This is a genomic window from Bradyrhizobium japonicum USDA 6, from assembly GCF_000284375.1.
GTDB lineage: Bacteria > Pseudomonadota > Alphaproteobacteria > Rhizobiales > Xanthobacteraceae > Bradyrhizobium > Bradyrhizobium japonicum.
The window spans coordinates 81,954-102,540 of record NC_017249.1 but is presented as its reverse complement, the minus strand read 5'-3'; the positions used below and the strand labels follow the sequence as shown (position 1 = coordinate 102,540).

General features: G+C 63.9%; 17 protein-coding genes and 1 pseudogene. 11 read left to right on the top strand and 7 right to left on the bottom strand.

The window, feature by feature from the left end; translation table 11 throughout:
* Positions 1-168 precede the first annotated feature (168 nt).
* Both BJ6T_RS00495 and BJ6T_RS00490 read left to right on the top strand, forming a co-directional pair.
* Positions 169-1,464, top strand: coding sequence for a dicarboxylate/amino acid:cation symporter (locus BJ6T_RS00495; RefSeq protein ID WP_014490316.1), 1,296 nt, complete (start codon positions 169-171; stop codon positions 1,462-1,464).
* A gap of 12 nt (positions 1,465-1,476) precedes the next feature.
* The gene (locus BJ6T_RS00490; RefSeq protein ID WP_014490315.1) at positions 1,477-2,397 is read left to right on the top strand and encodes an amino acid ABC transporter substrate-binding protein; all 921 of its coding nucleotides are present in this window, start codon (positions 1,477-1,479) and stop codon (positions 2,395-2,397) included.
* Between the two features lie 185 nt (positions 2,398-2,582).
* On the opposite strand, the gene BJ6T_RS00485 is transcribed toward BJ6T_RS00490, so the two are convergent.
* Positions 2,583-3,386: an ATP-grasp domain-containing protein gene (locus BJ6T_RS00485; RefSeq protein ID WP_014490314.1), complete on the bottom strand. Its 804-nt coding sequence runs from the start codon at positions 3,384-3,386 to the stop codon at positions 2,583-2,585.
* A 374-nt stretch (positions 3,387-3,760) separates the two neighbouring features.
* On the opposite strand from BJ6T_RS00485, the gene BJ6T_RS00480 reads away from it, so the two are divergent.
* The 4 genes from BJ6T_RS00480 (at position 3,761) to BJ6T_RS00465 (ending at position 7,942) form a co-directional block, all read left to right on the top strand.
* The gene (locus tag BJ6T_RS00480) at positions 3,761-4,534 is read left to right on the top strand and encodes a ferredoxin--NADP reductase (protein ID WP_014490313.1); all 774 of its coding nucleotides are present in this window, start codon (positions 3,761-3,763) and stop codon (positions 4,532-4,534) included.
* Positions 4,535-4,860: 326 nt separating this feature from the next.
* Positions 4,861-5,772 (top strand): patatin-like phospholipase family protein, encoded by a 912-nt coding sequence (locus BJ6T_RS00475; protein ID WP_014490312.1) that lies wholly within the window; start codon positions 4,861-4,863, stop codon positions 5,770-5,772.
* A gap of 161 nt (positions 5,773-5,933) precedes the next feature.
* Complete coding sequence (locus tag BJ6T_RS00470) at positions 5,934-7,601, top strand: FMN-binding glutamate synthase family protein (protein WP_043900321.1); 1,668 nt, start codon at positions 5,934-5,936, stop codon at positions 7,599-7,601.
* 101 nt (positions 7,602-7,702) lie between these two features.
* Positions 7,703-7,942, top strand: coding sequence for a PilZ domain-containing protein (locus BJ6T_RS00465; protein WP_014490310.1), 240 nt, complete (start codon positions 7,703-7,705; stop codon positions 7,940-7,942).
* Positions 7,943-8,015: 73 nt separating this feature from the next.
* On the opposite strand, the gene BJ6T_RS00460 is transcribed toward BJ6T_RS00465, so the two are convergent.
* The 6 genes and pseudogenes from BJ6T_RS00460 to BJ6T_RS00435 all read right to left on the bottom strand — a co-directional run bounded on the left by BJ6T_RS00460 (position 8,016) and on the right by BJ6T_RS00435 (position 16,091).
* Positions 8,016-9,311: a hemolysin family protein gene (locus BJ6T_RS00460; protein WP_014490309.1), complete on the bottom strand. Its 1,296-nt coding sequence runs from the start codon at positions 9,309-9,311 to the stop codon at positions 8,016-8,018.
* Between the two features lie 112 nt (positions 9,312-9,423).
* Positions 9,424-10,736 (bottom strand): annotated as a pseudogene (locus BJ6T_RS00455) (ABC transporter ATP-binding protein).
* Positions 10,737-10,749: 13 nt separating this feature from the next.
* On the bottom strand, positions 10,750-12,483 hold the full coding sequence (locus BJ6T_RS00450; RefSeq protein WP_014490306.1) for an ABC transporter permease: 1,734 nt from the start codon (positions 12,481-12,483) through the stop codon (positions 10,750-10,752).
* 28 nt (positions 12,484-12,511) lie between these two features.
* On the bottom strand, positions 12,512-14,482 hold the full coding sequence (locus BJ6T_RS00445) for a carbohydrate porin (protein WP_014490305.1): 1,971 nt from the start codon (positions 14,480-14,482) through the stop codon (positions 12,512-12,514).
* A gap of 399 nt (positions 14,483-14,881) precedes the next feature.
* Positions 14,882-15,145: a hypothetical protein gene (locus BJ6T_RS00440; protein WP_028170409.1), complete on the bottom strand. Its 264-nt coding sequence runs from the start codon at positions 15,143-15,145 to the stop codon at positions 14,882-14,884.
* Between the two features lie 139 nt (positions 15,146-15,284).
* The gene (locus BJ6T_RS00435) at positions 15,285-16,091 is read right to left on the bottom strand and encodes a creatininase family protein (protein WP_014490303.1); all 807 of its coding nucleotides are present in this window, start codon (positions 16,089-16,091) and stop codon (positions 15,285-15,287) included.
* A gap of 139 nt (positions 16,092-16,230) precedes the next feature.
* On the opposite strand from BJ6T_RS00435, the gene BJ6T_RS00430 reads away from it, so the two are divergent.
* The 5 genes from BJ6T_RS00430 to BJ6T_RS00410 are packed head-to-tail and all read left to right on the top strand — an operon-like array spanning position 16,231 to position 20,575.
* Positions 16,231-17,253, top strand: coding sequence for an ABC transporter substrate-binding protein (locus BJ6T_RS00430; protein ID WP_028170408.1), 1,023 nt, complete (start codon positions 16,231-16,233; stop codon positions 17,251-17,253).
* Positions 17,254-17,263: 10 nt separating this feature from the next.
* The gene (locus tag BJ6T_RS00425) at positions 17,264-18,079 is read left to right on the top strand and encodes an ABC transporter ATP-binding protein (protein ID WP_014490301.1); all 816 of its coding nucleotides are present in this window, start codon (positions 17,264-17,266) and stop codon (positions 18,077-18,079) included.
* Entirely contained in the window at positions 18,076-18,894 is an 819-nt protein-coding gene (locus BJ6T_RS00420; RefSeq protein ID WP_014490300.1) for an ABC transporter permease, read from the top strand. Before BJ6T_RS00425 ends, BJ6T_RS00420 begins: the two co-directional genes overlap by 4 nt.
* Positions 18,894-19,883, top strand: coding sequence for a 2-hydroxyacid dehydrogenase (locus tag BJ6T_RS00415; RefSeq protein ID WP_014490299.1), 990 nt, complete (start codon positions 18,894-18,896; stop codon positions 19,881-19,883). Before BJ6T_RS00420 ends, BJ6T_RS00415 begins: the two co-directional genes overlap by 1 nt.
* A complete protein-coding gene (locus tag BJ6T_RS00410; protein WP_014490298.1) occupies positions 19,883-20,575 on the top strand; it encodes an AprI/Inh family metalloprotease inhibitor in 693 nt (230 codons plus the stop codon). The genes BJ6T_RS00415 and BJ6T_RS00410 overlap by 1 nt, the downstream gene beginning before the upstream one ends.
* Positions 20,576-20,587: the final 12 nt, after the last annotated feature.

Below are 20,587 nucleotides of genomic sequence, written 5' to 3'. Positions count from 1 at the left end.
CCGCAAAGAAAACGTGCAAGCCGCATTCGTTGTGCGCTGCATGAAGGCTAGATCGCGCCGACCCGTTTCGCAACGGGAACATCCAGCCATCGCGCGCGCACGCCAAGCGTGTTGCGTCGTCGTCATATCTGCGACATCATGAAGCGCCGGTGTACGTGGGGGTAAGCGATGTCGAACAGGTTTACGCAATACATTCTGGCAGCGATGGTGCTGGGCATCGTCATGGGTGCGGCGATCTTCAACTTCCTGCCCGACACCAGAGCCGAATGGGCTTCCTCCATCAACCTGATCGCCATGATGTTCTTGCGCCTGATCAAGATGATCATCGCGCCGCTGGTGTTCGCAACCCTGGTCGGTGGCATCGCGCATATGGGCAGCGGCTCGCGGCTCGGGCGCATCTTCGCCAAGACCATGGGCTGGTTCGTCAGCGCGTCCTTCGTGTCGCTGCTGCTCGGCCTCGTGATGGTCAATCTGCTCCAGCCCGGCGCGAACTTCCCCGGCACGCTGCCGCAGGCGGGGCAATCGACCGGCTTACCGGTCTCGGCCTTCTCGATCGAAAAATTCCTGACCCATCTGATCCCGACCTCGATCGCGGATGCGATGGCACAGAACGAGATCCTCCAGATCGTGATCTTCGCCGTGTTCTTCTCGGTGGCGATGGGCTCGATGCCCGAGCGGTCGAAGCCGATCCTGGCGATGATCGACGACGTCGCTCACATCATGCTCAAGGTGACGAGCTATGTGATGTTGTTCGCGCCGCTGGCGGTGTGGGCGGCCATCACGGCCACCGTCGCCAAGAGCGGTCTTGGCGTGCTGTGGAAGCTCGTCGTCTTCATGGGCGGCTTCTATCTCGCGCTAGCGATCCTGTGGGGCATCCTGATGGTCGTCGGCTTCATCGTGATCGGGCCGCGCTACAGCCATCTCTTGAGACTTATCCGCGAGCCGTTGATGATTGCGTTCTCGACCGCGAGCTCGGAAGCGGCCTATCCGAAGACGCTGGAGGGGCTGACCAAGTTCGGCGCCTCGTCGCGGATCTCGAGCTTCGTGCTGCCGCTCGGCTATTCCTTCAATCTCGACGGCACGATGATGTACTGCACCTTCGCGAGCATCTTCATCGCGCAGACCTACCACATCGAGATGTCGCTCGCGACGCAGCTTGCGATGCTCGCGACGTTGATGATCACCTCCAAGGGCGTTGCCGGCGTGCCGCGCGCATCCCTCGTGGTGATCGCCTCGACGCTGTCGCAGTTCGGCATCCCCGAGGCAGGCCTGCTGATGATCATGGGCATTGACACGTTCCTGGACATGGGACGCAGCGCCACCAATGTCATCGGCAATTCGCTCGCGACTGCCGTGGTCGCGAAGTGGGAAGGTGAGCTCGGGCCCGAGCACGAGCTCGGACCCGGCGAAGCGACGACGCCGGACATGGTTCCGGGCGAACTGCCCGCGATGGCCGGCCATTGACGGGAGTGCGTCATGCGCCTTTCAACGGCGATATCGGGCGGCCTGTTGCTGGCAGCATGCCTGCTGGCAACCGGCGCCTCCGCCCAGACCGGCGGCAGCGAAGGGCTTAGCCCGACGCTGTCGGCCATCAAGAACAGGCATACCGTGCGGCTCGGCTATCGCGAGAGCTCGCCGCCGTTCTCCTTCCTCGACCAGTCGGGCCGTCCGATCGGCTACAGCCTCGAGCTCTGCGAGGCCATCGTCGAGGAGATCGGCGTCGAGGTCGACGATCCCGATCTGAAGATCGACTACGTCAAGGTCACGTCGGACGACCGCATCGACGCCGTGCTCCAGAACAAGATCGACCTGGAATGCGGCTCGACCACCGCCAATGCCGAGCGCGGCAAGCGCGTCGCGTTCTCGCCTTTGATGTTCGTCGCCGGCACCAAGCTGATGGTGCCGAAGGCGTCAAAGGTCCAGTCGTTGGCCGATCTGAAGGGCAAGACCGTGGTGGTGACGAAAGGCACCACCAACGAGCAGGCGATCCACGCGGCCGACAAGAAGTCCTCGCTCGGGCTGAACATCGTCACCTCGCCGGATCACGAGCAGTCCTACCAGATGCTCGTCGACGGCAAGGCCGACGCGTTCGCAACCGACGACATCCTGCTCTCCGGCCTGATCGCGCGTCACAAGGCGCAGGACAAGTTCCGCGTCACCGGCGATTACCTGTCCTATGACCCCTACGGCATCATGTTCAGGAAGGGTGAGCCTCAGCTGACGGCGGTGGTCGACCGCACCTTCCGCAAGCTCGGCTCCAATCAGGACCTCATCCCACTCTACAACAAATGGTTCATCGCACGGCTTCCGACCGGTGAACGTCTGAACGTGCCGATCTCCCTGCAGCTGGAGGAAGCGTTCAAGTCGATGGACGATTCCGCCAGCGCGAATAATTGAGCCGCAAGCTCGGTGCACCCTCTCCCCTTGCGGGAGAGGGTGGCTTCGCGAAGAGCGAAGCCGGGTGAGGGGTATCTCTCCGCGAGTCCAACTCATATTGAATCTACGGAGAGATACCCCTCATCCGGCGCTTCGCGCCACCTTCTCTAACAAGGGGAGAAGGGAAGACGGCGAGTGCTGAGCGCTCAGCCTTTATCCCCAAACACCCGATCCAGCGCCGCGTCGTACGTCGCCTGCACCAACTCCGGATGCAGCTTCGCCAGTGCTTCCATCATCACGCCGGAATTGATCTCGAGCACGCGCCAATCACGGTCGACACGCACCACGTCAATTGACGCAAAGGCGATGCCGATGGCGCTCGCGGCATCGGTCGCGAGCTTCACGCAGGCCGTTCGAACCTTGTCGTCCTCCAGCAGCACCGGCTTGGCGCCGGCATCAAGATTGTGTCGCCAATCCGACCCACGCTGCTTGCTGTAGACGACGAGTGGCACATCATCGAGCAGGATCACACGCACCTCTTGCTCGATCGCGACATAGGGCGAGATCACGAGTCCGGCGCTCATCGAAAACACCTCGGCGGCCGCGTGGTCGAGTTCAGCCGCTGTCGTCACCTTGAACACCGAGCGCCCCGATGTCCCCTCGTTCGGCTTCACCACCACGCCTTGCGGATGGTCGTGAAGCAGCTCGAGCATTGCGTCTCGCCAATTGGGGCCGACAACGTTCTTGCCCAGCTTTGGGTTGAGGAAGAGGCAATGGGGAACGCACGGCACCCCCTCAAGCGCCAGCACCTCGGCAGTGGCCGATTTGTCGTTGGCGAGGCGGTGCGCGATCGCGCTGTTGAGGCCGATGTCGTAGCCGAAAGCGAAGTGACGCTTCGCGCGGCTGCGCATCGCGAGCAGCCAGCCGCCGGCGCGGACGTCGAGCGCGATGCCATGGGTCGCGCAATAGCGCCTGATCGCCTGGACGAAGATCCGCTCGCCGCTTGCCATGTGTTCAGTCGTTCCTGTCGCCAAAAGCCGCAAAAATGCGGGAAACGGCGCCAAACCGGGGTGAAAGTCAGAGCTATTCTTAATGAAATTCTCGCGAGCGCGACGGAAATTAAGTGCTGCAATCAGGCCCCGGAGGGAAAAGAAATTGCCCGCCGCGCATTCCCGGCAGCAGATTCATTAATGATGTGGCCATTTCCGCCGCAAATGCCGGTCTGAGCGGCATCAATTGCATCCGGAACGAGGTTGATTATTGGCCTCAATGGCGTAGATCACACACGCGAAATCCTCCGCCATGGCAATGGTGTCCGCCCCGCTTTCAGGGGCCGGGCAACGCTTTTGCCCTAAAACCGCAATTATTCGGAATATCGAAAATCATGAGCGCGTTTTACCGAGAGAAGGTTCTTTCCGTCCAGCACTGGACCGACACGCTGTTCAGCTTCCGCGCCACGCGCGACACCGGCTTCCGCTTCCAGAACGGCCAGTTCGCCATGATCGGCCTCGAGGTCGACGGCCGTCCGCTGCTGCGCGCCTACAGCATGGCAAGCGCCAACCACGAGGAAGAGCTCGAGTTCTTCTCGATCAAGGTTCAGGACGGCCCGCTGACCTCGCGCCTCCAGAAGATCAAGGAAGGCGACACCATCCTGGTCGGCCGCAAGGCGACCGGCACGCTGATCACCGACAACCTCATCCCCGGCAAGCGGCTGATGCTGCTCTCGACCGGCACCGGTCTCGCGCCCTTCGCCAGCCTGATCAAGGACCCCGAGGTCTACGACCAGTTCGACAGCATCGTGCTGGTGCATGGCTGCCGCCAGGTCTCCGAGCTTGCCTATGGCGAGAAGCTGGTTGCTTCCTTGCGCGAGGACGAGCTGTTCGGGGAGCTGCTTGCGGACAAGCTGATCTACTACCCGACCGTGACCCGCGAGCCGTTCAAGAACCGCGGCCGCATCACCGACCTCATCAACTCCGAGCAGATCTTCAACGATATCGGACAGGGCCCGCTCGACATCGAAACCGACCGCATCATGATGTGCGGCAGCCCGGCGATGCTGGAAGAGCTGAAGGTGATGTTCGAAGGCCGCGATTTCATCGAGGGCTCCGGCAACAAGCCCGGCCATTTCGTGATCGAGAAGGCATTCGTCGAGCGGTAAGCCGCTCGTTTCCGAGCGACGCCTTTAGCCGCAACATCGGTGTCGTCCCGGGGCGCGCGAAGCGCGAGCCCGGGACCCATAACCACAGGAAGTGGTTTGGCGAAGACTCGTGGCTATCAGCTCGCGCAATAATTCCTCCCCGTGGCTATGGATCCCCGCCCCCGTGCGCAATTGCGCACTAGGCGGGGATGAAGGCGGTGAGTGTTGCTGCCATCGCGCCTCACACTCGCTAACACCACCGTCTTCCCTCACCATCCTCCCCCGACTTTGTTATTGGCGCGTCTCGCGCGGGCCTTGTTATAAGCTCGCGCCAAAATCTCGCCGCGATGTTGCAATGCGAGAGCTGGGGAGCTGCGCAAATCTTGTCCGTGATCGACCATGGTCCGCCGAAACCGACCGCCTTCGTGCTGGCGGGCGGCGGCAGTTTTGGAGCGATCCAGGTCGGCATGATGCATTCACTGGCGCGGCACGGGGTCGTCGCCGATCTCGTCGTCGGCTCCAGCGTCGGCGCGATCAACGGCGCCTATTATGCCGGCGACCCCTCGCTCAAGGGCGTGCTCGGGCTTGAAGCCGTCTGGCGCGGCCTGAAGCGTCATGATGTCTTCCCGGTCACCTGGAAGAGCCTCGCCGGCTTCATGTGGCGACGCGATTTCCTGATTCCCCATGATGGCATCCGCAAGCTGGTCGAGGACCACATCCCCTACCGCAACCTCGAGGATGCCGCGCTTCCGGTGCACATCGTCACCACCGATTTCGTCTCCGGGGAGAGCGTGGTGTTGTCGGAGGGGGCGGCGGTGGACGCGATCCTGGCGTCCACTGCGATCCCCGGCGCGTTCTCGCCGGTCTACTACCGCAATCGGTTCCTCGCCGACGGCGCGCTCTCCTCGAACACCCCGGTCCGGGTCGCGATCAGGAAAGGCGCAAAACGGCTGGTCGTGCTGCCGACCGGGCACGCCTGCGCGGTGAAGGATCCGCCGGTGGGCGCGGTTGCCAATGCCCTGCATGCGCTGACGCTGCTGATCGCCCGGCAATTGGTGGCGGAGCTCGAGGGGCTGGCGTCCGACATCGAATATGTCGTGGTGCCGCCGCTCTGTCCGCTGGTGGGATCGCCCTACGATTTTTCGCGGACCGACGACCATATCGAGCGCGCGGTCGCGAGCACCGATGCCTGGCTGGCGCGAGGCGGCCTCGATCAGCACGGCGTCATTCCGCATGAGGCGCAGCCTCATGGTCACTGATTTGTCATTTCATTTGAATCTATTGCACTGCGAAAGCACGCCGCCGGACGGATTGATTTGCGGCATCCGGATTCGGTAGCCTCAAGGCGGGGTCCACGTCATATCTGTGGACGTGGCGCGGGCGTATCATGCCCTGTCAGACTGACGAGAGGGATGTGGTCGTGGCCAACGATAACAAGACGCAAGCTTCGGCCGAAGGGCTGACGGAAACCCTGCTGCTGCCGTTCTCGCCGCGCTTCATCGTGCTGACCATCTGCGCGGTCGTCACCGCGCTGCTGATCGGCATCGGCCTCGCCGATGGCAAGATCTTCGACATCCTGCTGATCCCGATCCTGATCTTTGGCGCGCTGACGCTGCTCGGCGTCCGCGACCTCATGCAGAAGAGTCACGCGGTGCTCCGCAACTATCCGATCTCGGCGCATATCCGTTTTCTGCTCGAAGAGATACGCCCGGAGATGCGGCAGTACTTCTTCGAGAGCGAGAAGGACGGCATGCCGTTCTCGCGCGATACCCGCTCGCTGGTCTATCAGCGCGCCAAGATGGAGCTCGACAAGCGCCCGTTCGGCACCCAGGAGGACGTCTACCGCGAGGGCTACGAGTGGATGCATCACTCGGTCTCGCCTAAGACGCACGCCGAGGAGAAGTTTCGCGTCACCATCGGCGGCCCCGATTGCGCAAAGCCATATTCGGCATCGGTGTTCAACATCTCCGCGATGAGCTTCGGCGCGCTCAGCCCGAATGCCGTGCGCGCGCTCAATGCCGGCGCCAGGAAGGGCGGCTTCGCGCACGACACCGGCGAGGGCGGCTTCAGCCCCTACCATCGCGAGATGGGCGGCGACATCATCTGGGAGATCGGCTCCGGTTATTTCGGTTGCCGTCATCTCGACGGCACGTTCGACCCGGAGGCGTTCGCGCGGGTCGCGAGCCAGGACCAGATCAAGATGGTCGAGCTCAAGATCAGCCAGGGCGCCAAGCCCGGCCATGGCGGCGTGCTGCCGGCTGCGAAGGTGTCGGAGGAGATCTCGAAAATCCGCGGCGTCACGATGGGCGAGGACTGCATTTCGCCAGCCTCGCACCGCGCCTTCTCCACGCCCGTCGGCATGATGCAGTTCCTCGCCGAGATGCGGCGCTTGTCCGGCGGCAAGCCGGCCGGCTTCAAGCTATGCATCGGTCATCCCTGGGAATTCCTGGCGATCTGCAAGGCGATGCTGGAAACCGGCATCTATCCTGACTTCATCGTCGTCGACGGCAATGAAGGCGGCACCGGCGCGGCGCCGCTGGAGTTCATGGACCATCTCGGCATGCCGATGCGCGAGGGCGTCAATTTCGTCCACAACGCGCTGGTCGGCATCAATGCGCGCGACCGCATCAGGATCGGCGCGTCCGGCAAGATCGCGACCGCCTTCGACATGGCGCGGGCGATGGCGATCGGCGCCGACTATTGCAACTCGGCGCGCGGCTTCATGTTCTCGCTGGGCTGCATCCAGTCGCTGAGCTGCCACACCGACCGCTGCCCGACCGGGGTTGCGACCCAGGACCCGACGCGGGCCCGCGCGCTCTACGTGCCGCTCAAGATCGACCGCGTGCATAATTATCACCACGCCACGCTGCACTCGCTCACCGAGTTGATCGCCGCGGCCGGTCTCGAGCATCCGCAGCAGCTGCGCCCGATCCACTTCAGCCAGCGGACGTCGACCACCCAGGTGCGATCCTTTGCACAGCTCTATCCGTCGCTGCGTCCGGGCGAGCTGCTCGAAGGCACCGAAGATCCGCGCTTCCGTGATGCCTGGCAGATGGCGCGGGCGGAGTCGTTCCAGCCGGCGCCGTAGGGGCCACCGCATGATCCGCCGCACCCTGCGGCGGTGAAAATTCATCGGGGATTGTGGTTGTGTTTTAACGCCTGTGTCAGCTTGGGGTGTAGATTGGCCCCATGGACGAGCGACGCGACAAAGCCAGGCACCGTGTGCTGAAAGCCGGAACGATCGAGTTCGGCGGCGGCGCGATCGACTGCACCATCCGTAATTTCTCCGACACCGGCGCCGCGCTCGATGTCACCAGTCCGGTCGGTATCCCCGAGCGGTTCACCCTGGTCATCCAGGCCGACGGAACGCATCTCGCCTGCACGGTGGTCTGGCGCAAGGAGAAGCGGATCGGGGTGCGGTTCGGGTGAGCGGTCTGCGTTTGATCGGCGCGCGCTTAGGGCGCGCTTGTCCGGGACGACGGGTGGAGGGTTGGGTGCGCAATCACCCCGTCTCGACCTCACTCAACCGGCCTGCCAGAATCTTGTCGATCCTGCGACCGTCGAGATCGACCACCTCGATATGCCAGCCGGCAAAGTCGAAGGCGTCGCCGACATTGGGCAGCACGCTGAACTGTTGCAGCACCAGGCCCGCCACCGTGTTGTAGCGGTGCGGCGGCAACTCGACGCCGAGCAACTCGCCGAACTCGTCGACCGGCATCCAGCCGGAGACCAGCAGCGAGCCGTCATCGCGCCTGACATAGGCCGGCTCCGGCGGTCCCTCCTCGGAATGGAAGGCGCCGACGATCGATTCCAGAATGTCAGCCGTCGTCACGATACCCTCGAACGCGCCGTATTCGTCGTAGACCAGGCCGACATGAACCGGAGCGGCTTTCAGGATCGCCAGCACGTCGCGGGCGTCGGCCGATGCCGGAATGCCGGGCGCCTCGCGCACCAGCGCTCGCAGATCCGGCGTGCGCTCGTTCATGTAGGCGACCAGCAGGTCCTTGGCCTGGAGCACGCCGATCGGCTTGTCGCGATCGCCGTCCGAGACGGGAAAGCGCGAATGCGGGCTCTTCGCGATGATCGCTTGAATGGCCTCCGGCGCATCGTTCAGATCGATCTCGTTGACCTCCGTGCGCGGCGTCATGATCGCGCCGACCGGCCGGTCGCCGAGCCGCATGACGCCCGCGATCATCTCCTTTTCGCCCGACTCCAGCACACCCGCGTTCTCGGCTTCGCTGACGAGGTGATGGATCTCGTCCTCCGAGACCTTCTCCTCGGCCTTGCCGCCGCGGCCGAGCAGCGTGAGGATCAGCTTGCCGGAGAGATCGAGCAGGAAGACGAGCGGCAGCGAGATCCGCGCCAGAACGTGCATCGCGGGCGCGACCTTGACCGCGATGCTCTCGGGGGCGCGTAGCGCTACCTGCTTCGGCACCAGCTCGCCGACGATCAGGGTAGCGTAGGTGATGAGCGTGACGACGATGCCGACGCCGACGATGTCGGCGATCCCTGAGGACAGGCCGAGCTCGACCAGCCATTGCGTCAGCCGCTGTCCGAGCGTCGCGCCCGAGAATGCGCCCGAGAGCACGCCGACCAGCGTGATGCCGATCTGCACGGTCGAGAGGAACTTTCCGGGATCGGCCGCCAGCGTCAGTGCCCGCTCGGCGCCGCGCACCCCCTTGGCCGCGAGCAGTGACAGCCGGGCCGGGCGGGACGAGACCACGGCGAGCTCCGACATGGACAGCAAGCCGTTGATGACGATCAGGACGACGACGATGACGAGTTCGACGGATAACATTGCGCTCTAGCGAGAGGGAGATCTCGGCCCGGCGGACGCCGGACCAAGCCCTTTATATATGAATTCCCTATGCGATATGCCCGGTTCCGGCCCAAATTGTCGCAGGCCGGGTTCAACCGCCTTCTCCGGGGTTTTCCAGGCTGAACGTCTCGGACTGCTCGTCGTAGGCGAACAGCTCGGCATAGCGGCCCCACGACACCACCGTCTTCAGCGTCTCGCCCGCATAGTCCTCGGACATGTAGTCTTCGAGCTCGTTGCGGAACCGTGCCGCGGGGGCGGTATGGGAGGGACGTTCGTCGAGCACGCGGCGAATCAATCCCATCACCGGCACGTAAGTGACGAGGTGTTCGGCGAACAGCTTCTTGCGCGCGTCGGTTTCGAGATGGGCAAAACGCTTGCCCGTGTCGGTGAGCATCAGGTCGCCTTCGCTCAGCTGGGCGAAGCGCAGCAGTTGCAGGGACTCGCCGAGGTGGAGGATCTCGTCGGCCTCGAGCTGGAGCTGGCTTGCGAGCACGGGCAGGTCGGCGTGTCCGTGATAGGGCGGCCCCGCCAGCGTCTCGATCAGGCCCGACAGCACGTTGGACGAGACGTGGTGCAGGGTCATGCCGACCCCGGAGCCCAGGATGCCTTCGACGGGGGCGCCTTCGGTTCGGCGCGTTGGGTCATGCGCGCGTAGATGTTGTCGACGAGTTGCCGGAAATGGGGGTCGAGCCGGTTGCGCGGATGCGGCATGTCGACCTTGATCTCGGCGGCGACACGCCCTGGATTGGATGAGAACACCAGGATGCGATCGCACATCAGGACCGCCTCCTCGATATTGTGCGTCACCATCAGGATCGATTTGATCGGCAGCCGGCCCTCGATCCAGAGGTCGATCAGGTCCGTGCGCAGCGTCTCGGCCGTGAGGACGTCGAGTGCCGAGAACGGCTCGTCCATCAGCAGGAGGTCGGGATGCACCACCAGCGCGCGGGCGAATCCGACGCGCTGGCGCATGCCACCCGACAGTTCCTTCGGGAAGGCGGACTCAAACCCGTCAAGGCCGATCAGGTCGATCGCAGCAAGGGCGCGCTTGTGGCGCTCGGTTGCATCGACGCCCAGCGCTTCGAGTCCGAGCTCGACGTTCTGGAGCACGGTCAACCAGGGAAACAACGCGAATGACTGGAACACCATGGCGACGCCGTTCGGCGGTCCGACGATGATCTCGCCGCGACAGGTCGCCTGTCCCGCAGACGGGCTGACCAGACCGGCGATGATCCGCAGCAAGGTGGACTTGCCGGAGCCGGAGCGGCCGAGCAGGCCGACGATCTCGCCCGAGCGGATCGTCAGGTCGACCTTGTCCAGCACCAGGAGCTGCTCGCCGCTGCCTTTCGGGAAGGACCGGCAGACACCGCGGATGTCGATGAGCGCTGAGGGTTGATCGAGCATGATGGTCTCCTCGTCAGCCGAGCCGCAGGCGACGCTCGCCGAAGGCATAGAGCGGCCGCCAGACCAGACGATTGAACAACGTCACCAGAATGCACATCGTGGCAATTCCGAGCACGACGCGCGGGAAGTCGCCGGCTTCCGTGGCGGAAGCAATATAGGCGCCGAGCCCGGTGGCCTTCAGATGCGTGTCGCCCCAGCTTGCGACCTCCGCGACGATCGACGCATTCCAGGAGCCGCCGGACGCGGTGATCGCGCCGGTGACGTAATAGGGGAAGATGCCGGGCAGGATCGCCTTGAACCACCAACGCCATCCGCCGAGGTGGAAGCTGCTCGCGGCCTCGCGCAGGTCGCTCGGGAAGGCGCTGGCGCCCGCGATGACATTGAACAGGATGTACCATTGTGTGCCCAGGATCATCAGCGGGCTCAGCCAGATGTTGGCGGCAAGCTTGAAGTGGACGATGGCGAGGACGAAGACGGGAAAGGCGAGGTTCGCCGGGAAGGCCGCCAGAAACTGCGCCAGCGGCTGAATCCGTTCGGCCAGTTTCGGGCGAAGGCCGATCCAGACCCCGACCGGCACCCAGACCAATGTGGCGAGGCTGATCAGGACGGCGACGCGCAACAATGTGATGAGCCCGTCCCTGATGACGACGAGAACGTCGGACATTCCGAGACTGGCCGAGAGATAGCGATAGGTCAGCGAGGCGGCATAGGCCGTGCCGGCGAGGATCAATGCGATCCAGACCCTATCGACGAGGCGGGACGGCTGGCCCTTGCCTGCCGCCGCGGGCGGCAGTTTCGGCAGCGGAATGCGCAAGTTCGAGATCGCGCGGCTCAGCGCCGCGAAAGGAAGGGTCAGCGCACGCAGTGCGCGGGTCCGGCGGAACAGGTCGAGCATCCAGGAGGTCGGCGCCTCGCCTGAGGCGGTCTGCTCGAAGCGGAATTTGTCGGCCCAGGCGACGATGGGGCGGAACAGCAACTGATCATAGGCGATGATCACGAACAGCATCGCCAGCATGGCGTAGAGGATGGCCGGCAAATCCTGCTGCTGAATGGCCAGCGCGACATAGGAGCCGATTCCCGGCAGGGTCACCGTGGTCGTGCCGACGGTGATCGCTTCCGAGGCGACCACGAAGAACCAGCCACCCGACATCGACATCATCGCGTTCCAGATCAGTCCCGGCATCGCGAACGGAACGTCGAGGCGCCAGAAGCGCTGCCAACCGGACAAATGGAAGCTTTGGGTGGCCTCCTCGAGGTCCTTCGGCACGTTGCGCATCGACTGGTACATGCTGAAGGTCATGTTCCAGGCCTGGCTGGTGAAGATCGCAAACACCGAGGCGAGCTCGGCGCCCAGCACCTGGCCCGGAAACAAATTCATGAAGAAAACGACAGTGAAGGTGAGGAAGCCGAGGATCGGCACCGACTGGAGGATATCCAGCAGCGGGATCATGACCAGCTCCGCGCGCCGGCTCTTGGCGGCAATTGCCGCGTAGACGAAGGTGAAGACCGTCGAGCACACCATCGCAAGCAGCATCCGCAACGTGGTGCGCAAGGCGTAGAGCGGCAGGTTTGCCGGATCGAGCGAGACCGGCGTGCGCTCCAGCTCGGACAGCGGCGCGACGGTCTGCTTGCCGCCATAGACGATCAGCACCATGGCGCCGATGACGAGGATCAGCGCCGCGACGTCCCAGACATTGGGGAGTAGCGCCCGGCCGATCGCGGCCGTGCGGATATCTCTCGGCTTCATCGGCCCGCCCTTGGGCTGGAATTTTGGGCTAGAACTCTGCGTGCAGGCGGCCCGAGAAGATCGAGACCGGCCCGCGGTCGGCGTTATAGGCCGGGTTTGTGATCAATTGATAGTCCGCGGTCAGCGTGACGCTCTTGTTCACCGAATAGGCATAGTAGGCCTCGAGGATGCGCTCCTTGCGGTAGTTGAGAGCGCCGTCGCCGATGAGAACACCAAGGCCGCCGGCGGCCAGGAAGTCGCGATAATCCTGCGAGATGGCATTGATGGCGCCGCCGATGCCGATCACGTCGTCAGGCCGGCCCCATTTCGTGCCTTTGATCGACAGTCCGGTGGCCAGGCTGCGGTTGATGTCGGTGAAGGCGAGCGTTTCGGTCTTGCCGTCGTTCCAGCTCCAGCGTCCGAACAGCCCGATATCCTCTGTGATCGCCTGCTCGAGGTTGATGACGTAACCGACCTTGAGGCGGCCGCGCCGGGTCTGCGCGATGTCGAGATTGAGCGCGGGATTGTCCAGCGTCTCGCGGAAGCTGCCCATGTTGGCGCTGTCGACCCAGCCCATGGTCCTGAGCTTGCCGGGTTGGCCGAGCAGCGAGAACCGGGTCTCCAGCTCGATCGCGTACTGACCGCGTTCCCCGACCCTGGTGTCGAAATGATTCGAATTGGACTCCGCGACCATCAGGAAATAGCCGCCGCGCAGCGCCCATTGCTTCTGGTTGAGCTCGGCGGTGACGCCATAGGTGAGACCGACCTTGTCGGCGGAATAGTCGAAGGCGCCAGGCGCCCACAGCGACCAGTTCATGAAGTCCTTGCGGGTGTCCTTGGCAAAGGCATTGCCGTCGAACACGTCGATCACCGCGAACTTGCCGGCCTGCACCGTGAGCCTGGACACGTCGACCTTCTGCGCAAGCTGCAGCTGGCCGCTCGCGAGCTCCTCCTGCTCGCCGCCAAAGCCGAACGTCTGGCGCACGAACAGCCGCGAGGTGTTGTAATGCGGATAGGGGAAGTTCGATTTCTGCGCTTCGCCGTTGGGGAAGCCTGCCGCGCCAACCGTGTCGTTCAGTCCAAATCCCTGGAGCAGTTCGGGATTGTAATAGACCTCGCCGCCGTCCCACAGCCGCGCGTTCAGGAACAGGCTGTTGCTCCACGTCGCCTTGGCCTGCGTCGATGGCGACAGAGAGTTCGGTCCGCTGTAGAGCGCAGGGAACGACGGATAGCCTTGCGGCAGATAGGTGCTCTGGCCGTGAATCTCCCAGCGATCCGATTCCGTGTCGATCAAGGAGCTCTTCGGGTCGTAGCTCGGCATGCCCGGCCAATCGACCTTGCGGTTGAGGCCGACCCTGACCGACTGGAAGTCGAGCGATGATGACGTGTATTGGGCGCCCGTGGAGAAGGCGACGTTGGCGCCGTCGAAGCGGCTGTAGAGATATTCGAGCCGCGCGCTCCAGTGCGGCGCAAAGCCGTATTCGATGCCTGCGCCCGCGATCCAGCCGGGCCGCGTGTTCAGGATCTTCGGGACTTGGTCGTCGGAGGCCGGGGTGTCGAAATAGCGCTCGCCCATCCACGCAAAACCGCCGGTGGCGTAGACGAGCCACGGTCCGCTGGTGTAGCCGACGCGGCCGCGCACGCTCGCGGTGTAGTCCCATTGCTGGATGACCGTGTTGGCTGGCGTCCCGAGGAAGGAAACGATCGAATTGGAGGTGATGTAGTTGGGAAACGAAAAATCGCCTTCGACGCCGACGAGCCATCCGGAATTGAGCCGGTAGTTGTAGCCGGCCTGCACGCCGCCGATCATGCCGCTGAAGACGCCGTTGCCATTGATCGCGGCGCCGTCGTTCAGCGCGAAGCCGGACGAGCCACGGCTGTAGCCGGCATGCGCGCCGATATAGAGGCCGGTCCAGTCATAGACCGCTTTCAGCGCCGGTGCCTTCAGCGGCAGATCGGCCGCGTGGCCGGCGGCGGGAAAAGCCAGCACGCCCGAGGCAACCGCCGCGGCCGTTCGCAAATACCTGTAACGGTGACCTCTCAACGTCAAAACGCACGCCCCCAAACGCGAATGTGTCCCATTCGCCGCGATATCCCTGCAGATTCGCGGCGGCCCTGTCACGAAGTCTTGGTTGTTCACGCGATCGGACCAGACGATCCCGATTCGACGCGATTTCTTCCCAAGCCCCTGTGCCTGCTGCGAACCTTATTGCGATTAATTCGCAATAGCAACTGGCACGGATTGCCGCAGCAGATGGTTCGCACTCTTGTGTGACGGAGCTGCAACAAATTCCCGGCGGCAAAAATGGATGACCCCGCCCGGGGGGACAGCCGGGCGGGGTCGGGGACACGACACGGGGTGGATGAGGCGCCCGTGTCGGACGCAGGATCCACGTGAGATCGGCCTCAGGTACTCAAATCAGTAGCAAGAACGAACGCGGCCAACGTACTGGCCGAAGGCGTTGTACTGGGCGACCCAGCCGCAGCGGTGATAGCCGTAGTAATAGGGGTCGTTGCTGGCGGCGATCGCGGAGCCGACGACGGCGGCGGTGGCGATGCCGGCACCCACACCCCAGACCCAGCCGGGCTGCTTGGCTTCGGCCGAAGAGGTGGTGGACACGATGCTGCCGGTGACGGCGAGGGCAGCGAGTGCGACGGCGGCAATCCTGGTCTTGATCGACATGTGAAACTCCATCCGGGTTGAGGCGGTCCGTTGTGGCCCGCGTGCCCAGTTGGACGGAGGCTTGCCGCGTCCGGTTCGAAACCCGCAAAAGCACGCGTGCGGCCCGGCTGTTTCCTGAATGATTCCAGTCGGATGCGGGCTAGCCGAGAGGCCCTTTGGCGAGCCTGTTCACGTCGAAGTTATCGACCTCGGTCAGCAGTTCGCAAAAAGCGCGCGCGCCCTGATCGAGCAGCTGCTCACCCTTCTCGGGCACAGCCAATGTCGCGTTGCCGATCGCCCCGCTCGCGTGGAGATCCTGCGCCTGCCAGGCGAACGGTGCGGGCCGCTGTGTCGACAGCCAGCGATACTGCTTTTCCATGGCGATGCTGCTCGCGGGAAAATCCGCGATCGCATCAACCCGCACTTGATCGGGATAGCGTGCCAGCATGATCGACGTCTCGACCGCGCCGCCATGAATGCCGTGGCGCACTTCATCCGCCGGGAACAGTTTCTCCGCGCGCGACAGCCGGGACCACGACGTCGTCACCACAAAGAGCCTGTGATGCGCGCGAAGATCCTGCGCGACCAGCATCATTGCCGCGCTGTTGCCGCCATGGCTGGTGATGATGACGAGCTTCTTCACGCCGCGCCGCGCGACGTCCTCGCCGATTGCGGTCCATCGCTTCAGCGCCACCTCGGTCGGCAGCGTCTGCGTGCCCGGAAAGTCGATATGCTCGGTGGAAATCCCGACCGGTTCAACGGGCAGGAACGTCGCCGGAACATTTGCGGGCAACAGCTCGCGCACGCGCGCGAGATACGCGTCCGCGATCAGCACGTCGGTTTCGAGCGGAAGATGCGGGCCGTGCTGCTCGGTCGCCGCCAGCGGCAGCACCGCGATCCAGCGCGACACCTCTGCAAGGCTCCCATCGGCCCAGTTGATGTCGATCCAGTCGCGAGACGGCGTCATCGTGGTTTCTTTGCCCGAATTTGTCGCGTATTTTGGGGTTATCAGGGGACGCGGGCCTGGCCGGCTCGCGTCCCCGAATGTCTTGCGGTTTTATCGCGTTGGATTGGCATCTGCTAGAAGCGATCGACGGAGTGCACCCATGAGCCCCTCTCATTTGCGGCGAGCGTTAACGGCGGGCTTGATGGCCGCCTTCGTCTCTCTGGCTCCGGCGCGCGCCGAGACGCTGGACAAGGTCACCTTCGGCACCAATTGGGTCGCCGAGGCCGAGCATGGCGGTTTCTTCCAGGCCGTCGCCGACGGCACCTACAAGAAATACGGGCTCGACGTCACCATCGTTCCCGGCGGTCCGAACGAGAACAACCGGATGCTGCTGATCGCCGGCAAGATCGATTTCTTCATGGCCGCGAACACGCTGATGTCGTTCGACGCGGTGGCGAACAACGTCCCCGTCGTCACCATCGCAGCGGTCTTCCAGAAGGATCCGCAGGTGATGCTGACGCAGCCGGATGCCAAGGTCGCCAAGATCGAGGATCTCAAGCCGCTGACCTTGTTCGTCTCCAAGGAGGGCATGACCAGCTACTTCCAGTGGCTGAAGTCCGAATACGGTTTCAGCGAGAAGAACGTCCGTCCCTACAATTTCAATCCGCAGCCCTTCATCGCCAACCCCAAGAGCGCGATGCAGGGCTACGTCACCTCCGAGCCCTTCGCGGTCGAGAAGGCCGCCGGCTTCAAGCCGAATGTGCTGCTGCTTGCCGATTATGGCTTCAACACCTATTCGACCCTGATTGAGACTCGCCGCGACATGGTCGAGAAGAAGCCGGACCTGGTGCAGCGCTTCGTCGATGCCTCCATGGTCGGCTGGTACAATTACATCTACCGCGACAATTCCGCGGGCAACGCCATGATCAAGCAGCTCAACCCCGAGATGACCGACGAGCTGCTCGCCTATTCCGTCGCCAAGATGAAGGAGTACGGCATCGTCGATTCCGGCGAGTCCTTGAAGAACGGCATCGGCGCGATGAGCGACGATCGCTACACCTCCTTCTTCAACAAGATGGTGAAAGCCGGCGTCGTGAAGGCGGATCTCGACTTCCGCAAGTCCTATACGCTGCGCTTCGTCAACAAGGGCGTCGGCGTCGAGCTGCGCCCGAGCAAGCCGTAGCGCAAGGTCCATGTCATCCGCCAAAACTTCGTCCGGGGTCGAGGCCGGCCTGACGGCTCTCGCCGTCAGCCTGCGCGGCGTGACGAAGGCGTATGACAATGGCGTCATGGCGCTCGGCCCGCTCGACCTTGCCGTTCGCAAGGGCGAGTTCATCTCGCTGCTGGGCCCGTCAGGTTGCGGCAAGTCCACTGCGCTGCGCCTGATCGCAGAGCTCAGCGCGCCATCGTCCGGCATCGTGCGGGTGGCGCGCCACGAGGGCGATGTGCTGCCGGGTCATGGCATCGGCTTTGTGTTCCAGGAGCCGACGCTGATGCCCTGGGCCAGCGTGCGCGAGAATGTGCGGCTGCCCTTGAGGCTCGCGGGCGTTCCGAAGGCGGAGGCGCGCGCGCGGGCCGATGAGGCGTTGGCCAGCGTGGGTCTTGCCGATTTCGCCGATGCCTTCCCGCGCGAGCTCTCCGGCGGCATGAAGATGCGGGTGTCGCTGGCGCGTGCGCTCGTCACCGACCCTGATATCCTCCTGATGGATGAGCCGTTCGCCGCGCTCGACGAGATCACGCGCTTTCGCCTCAACAACGACCTGCTTGCGCTGTGGCGCGCCCTGGGCAAGACTATCATCTTCGTCACCCATTCGGTGTTCGAATCCGTCTATCTGTCGCAGCGGGTCGTCGTCATGACCGCGCGGCCCGGTCGCATCCAGGCCGATATCCGCATCGAGACGGTCGAGCCGCGCGGTGAGGAGTTTCGGACCTCGGCCGCCTATTCCAATTATTGCCGGAAAGTGTCGGCTGCGCTGGCGCCGTCCTATTCGGGGCAGTCGACGCTATGAACGCGCAAGCTGCCGCCGCCGCAAAGCCATCCGGCGCGCAACGCGCGATGCGCTTCGTGCTTCCCGTCATCGTCTTCGCAGCCGGACTCGCGGCCTGGGAACTGGTCGTCCGCATCAAGGACATCCCGCCTTACGTTCTTCCGGCGCCCTCCGTCATCTTCCTGACGCTGGTCAAGGACTGGGCGGTGCTGTCACAATCGCTCGCGACCACGCTGCTGACCACGCTCGAAGGTTTTGTCGCCGCCAGCATCGGCGGCATCGCGCTGGCGCTGCTGTTCAACCAGTCGAAATGGGTGGAATATTCACTGTTCCCCTATGCAATCGTCCTCCAGGTGACTCCTGTCATCGCGATTGCACCGCTGCTTCTGATCTATCTGGAGCAGCAGACTGCGGTCGTCGTCTGCGCCTTCATCGTCGCCTTTTTCCCGGTGCTGTCCAACACCACGCTTGGGCTGAATTCGGTCGATCGCAACCTTGCCGGTCTGTTCCAGCTCTACGGCGCCTCGCCGCCGCAAACCCTGCGCTTCCTGAAGCTGCCAGCGGCGCTGCCCTATATCCTCGGCGGCCTGCGCATTGCCGGCGGCCTGTCGCTGATCGGCGCGGTTGTGGCCGAAATCGCGGCCGGCACGGCCGGCGCCGGCTCCGGGCTCGCCTACAGGATCGCCGAATCCGGCTATCGATTGAACATACCCCGCATGTTCGCGGCGCTGCTGCTGTTGTCGCTGGCCGGGATTGTCATCTATGGGGTGCTGGCGCTAGTTTCCCACCTCGTTTTACGGCGCTGGCACGAGAGCGCGCTTGGAAAGGAAAACTGATGACTACCGGTTCGATTTCGTCCGAAAAGATCGACCTTCTGATTTATGGACCGGTGCGGCCGATCCTCGAGAACGGGTTTTCCGATCATTTCGTCGTGCACAAGGCCGAGACACGGGGCGATCTCGAGCGGCTGACGCCGGCGGTCCGCGAGAAGATCCGCGGCGTGGCGGTGACCTATCACACGGTCCACGCCAACAAGGAATCGCTGTCGCAGCTGCCCAAGATCGAGATGGTGGCGAGCTTCGGCGTCGGCTACGACCATGTCGACGCCAAATACGCGGCCGAACACAACATCATCGTCACCAACACGCCCGACGTGCTGACCGAGGAGGTCGCCGACGTCGCGATGGGCCTTCTGATCTCCACCGTGCGTGAGTTCATCAAGGCCGACCGCTACGTCCGCTCCGGCCTCTGGCAGACGCAGAACTATCCGCTCAGCGTCGGCTCGCTGCGCGATCGCAAGGTCGGCATCGTCGGCATGGGCCGGATCGGCCAGGCCATCGCGCGCCGGCTCGATGCCTCGCTGGTGCCGGTGGTCTACCACTCCCGCAATCCGTCGAAGGACGTCTCCTACAAGCACTATCCCGATCTGATCGAGATGGCGAAGGCGGTGGACACGCTGATGGTGATCGTGCCCGGCGGCGCCTCGACCAGCAAGATGATCAATGCCGAGGTTCTGAAGGCGCTCGGTCCGCGCGGCGTGCTGGTCAACGTGGCGCGCGGTTCGGTGGTCGACGAGGCGGCGCTGGTCCAGGCGCTGAAATCAGGCACCATCCTCGCCGCCGGTCTCGACGTGTTCGCGGCCGAGCCGAACGTGCCGGACGAGCTCAAGACCATGCAGAACGTCGTGCTGCTGCCGCATATCGGCTCGGCGTCGGTGGTGACGCGCAACGCGATGGATCAGCTCGTGGTCGACAACCTCAAATCCTGGTTCGCCGGCAAGGCGCCATTGACGCCGGTTGCGGAAACGCCGTTCAAGGGGCGCTGATGAGAGGTCTTCGGGTCGTTGCATTCGCCGTCGCGGCCTGCGTGGCCGCGATCGGCATCGCGCATGCGCAGGATGCTACGACCCTGAAGAAGACGATGCCCGGGCAGTGGGAGCTCTCGACCACCGAGCGCAGCAAGACCTGCGTCGTCACGATGAAGGGCGATGCCGCGGGGCAGGGGTTCAAGCTGGAGCTGGAGCCGGCCTGCAAGACCACGCTGCCCTTTACGAAGGACATCGTCGCCTGGAGCGTCAGGGGCCTCGACATCGTTCGTTTGCAGGACGCGACCGGTGAAGCCGTGATCGACTTCACCGAGGTCGAGGCGGGCATCTTCGAAGGCCTGCGGCAGGGCGAGGGCGTCTACATCCTCCAGGACCTCGCCGCAGCCCGCTCGATGGCCAAGTCTATGGACCAGATGATCGGCGACTGGTCGATGGTGCGCGGCAACGGCCAGCCGGTGTGCGGGCTGACGCTGACCAACACGGAAGCCGGCCCGGACAATTTCCAGGTCTTCCTCAAGCCGAAATGCGATCCGGCGATTGCTCAGTTCAATCCGGCGCAATGGCGGCTCGAGCGCGGCCAGATCGTCCTGATGTCGAAATCGGGCGAGGCCTGGCAGTTCGAGGCCGATGACAACGCGCAATGGCGGCGCGTCCCCGATACCGCCGATCCCCTGATCATGCTGCGGCAATAATTCTTCCGGTCG

Bases quoted from the DNA above. Each gene is read 5' to 3' on its own strand.
- BJ6T_RS00410 (WP_014490298.1), top strand. From the start codon at position 19,883: ATGAGAGGTCTTCGGGTCGTTGCATTCGCCGTCGCGGCCTGCGTGGCC.
- BJ6T_RS00430 (WP_028170408.1), top strand. From the start codon at position 16,231: ATGAGCCCCTCTCATTTGCGGCGAGCGTTAACGGCGGGCTTGATGGCC.
- BJ6T_RS00485 (WP_014490314.1), bottom strand. From the start codon at position 3,386: ATGGCAAGCGGCGAGCGGATCTTCGTCCAGGCGATCAGGCGCTATTGC.
- BJ6T_RS00495 (WP_014490316.1), top strand. From the start codon at position 169: ATGTCGAACAGGTTTACGCAATACATTCTGGCAGCGATGGTGCTGGGC.
- BJ6T_RS00415 (WP_014490299.1), top strand. From the start codon at position 18,894: ATGACTACCGGTTCGATTTCGTCCGAAAAGATCGACCTTCTGATTTAT.
- BJ6T_RS00460 (WP_014490309.1), bottom strand. From the start codon at position 9,311: ATGTTATCCGTCGAACTCGTCATCGTCGTCGTCCTGATCGTCATCAAC.
- BJ6T_RS00420 (WP_014490300.1), top strand. From the start codon at position 18,076: ATGAACGCGCAAGCTGCCGCCGCCGCAAAGCCATCCGGCGCGCAACGC.
- BJ6T_RS00425 (WP_014490301.1), top strand. From the start codon at position 17,264: ATGTCATCCGCCAAAACTTCGTCCGGGGTCGAGGCCGGCCTGACGGCT.
- BJ6T_RS00475 (WP_014490312.1), top strand. From the start codon at position 4,861: ATGTTGCAATGCGAGAGCTGGGGAGCTGCGCAAATCTTGTCCGTGATC.
- BJ6T_RS00480 (WP_014490313.1), top strand. From the start codon at position 3,761: ATGAGCGCGTTTTACCGAGAGAAGGTTCTTTCCGTCCAGCACTGGACC.
- BJ6T_RS00450 (WP_014490306.1), bottom strand. From the start codon at position 12,483: ATGAAGCCGAGAGATATCCGCACGGCCGCGATCGGCCGGGCGCTACTC.
- BJ6T_RS00490 (WP_014490315.1), top strand. From the start codon at position 1,477: ATGCGCCTTTCAACGGCGATATCGGGCGGCCTGTTGCTGGCAGCATGC.
- BJ6T_RS00465 (WP_014490310.1), top strand. From the start codon at position 7,703: ATGGACGAGCGACGCGACAAAGCCAGGCACCGTGTGCTGAAAGCCGGA.
- BJ6T_RS00440 (WP_028170409.1), bottom strand. From the start codon at position 15,145: ATGTCGATCAAGACCAGGATTGCCGCCGTCGCACTCGCTGCCCTCGCC.
- BJ6T_RS00435 (WP_014490303.1), bottom strand. From the start codon at position 16,091: ATGACGCCGTCTCGCGACTGGATCGACATCAACTGGGCCGATGGGAGC.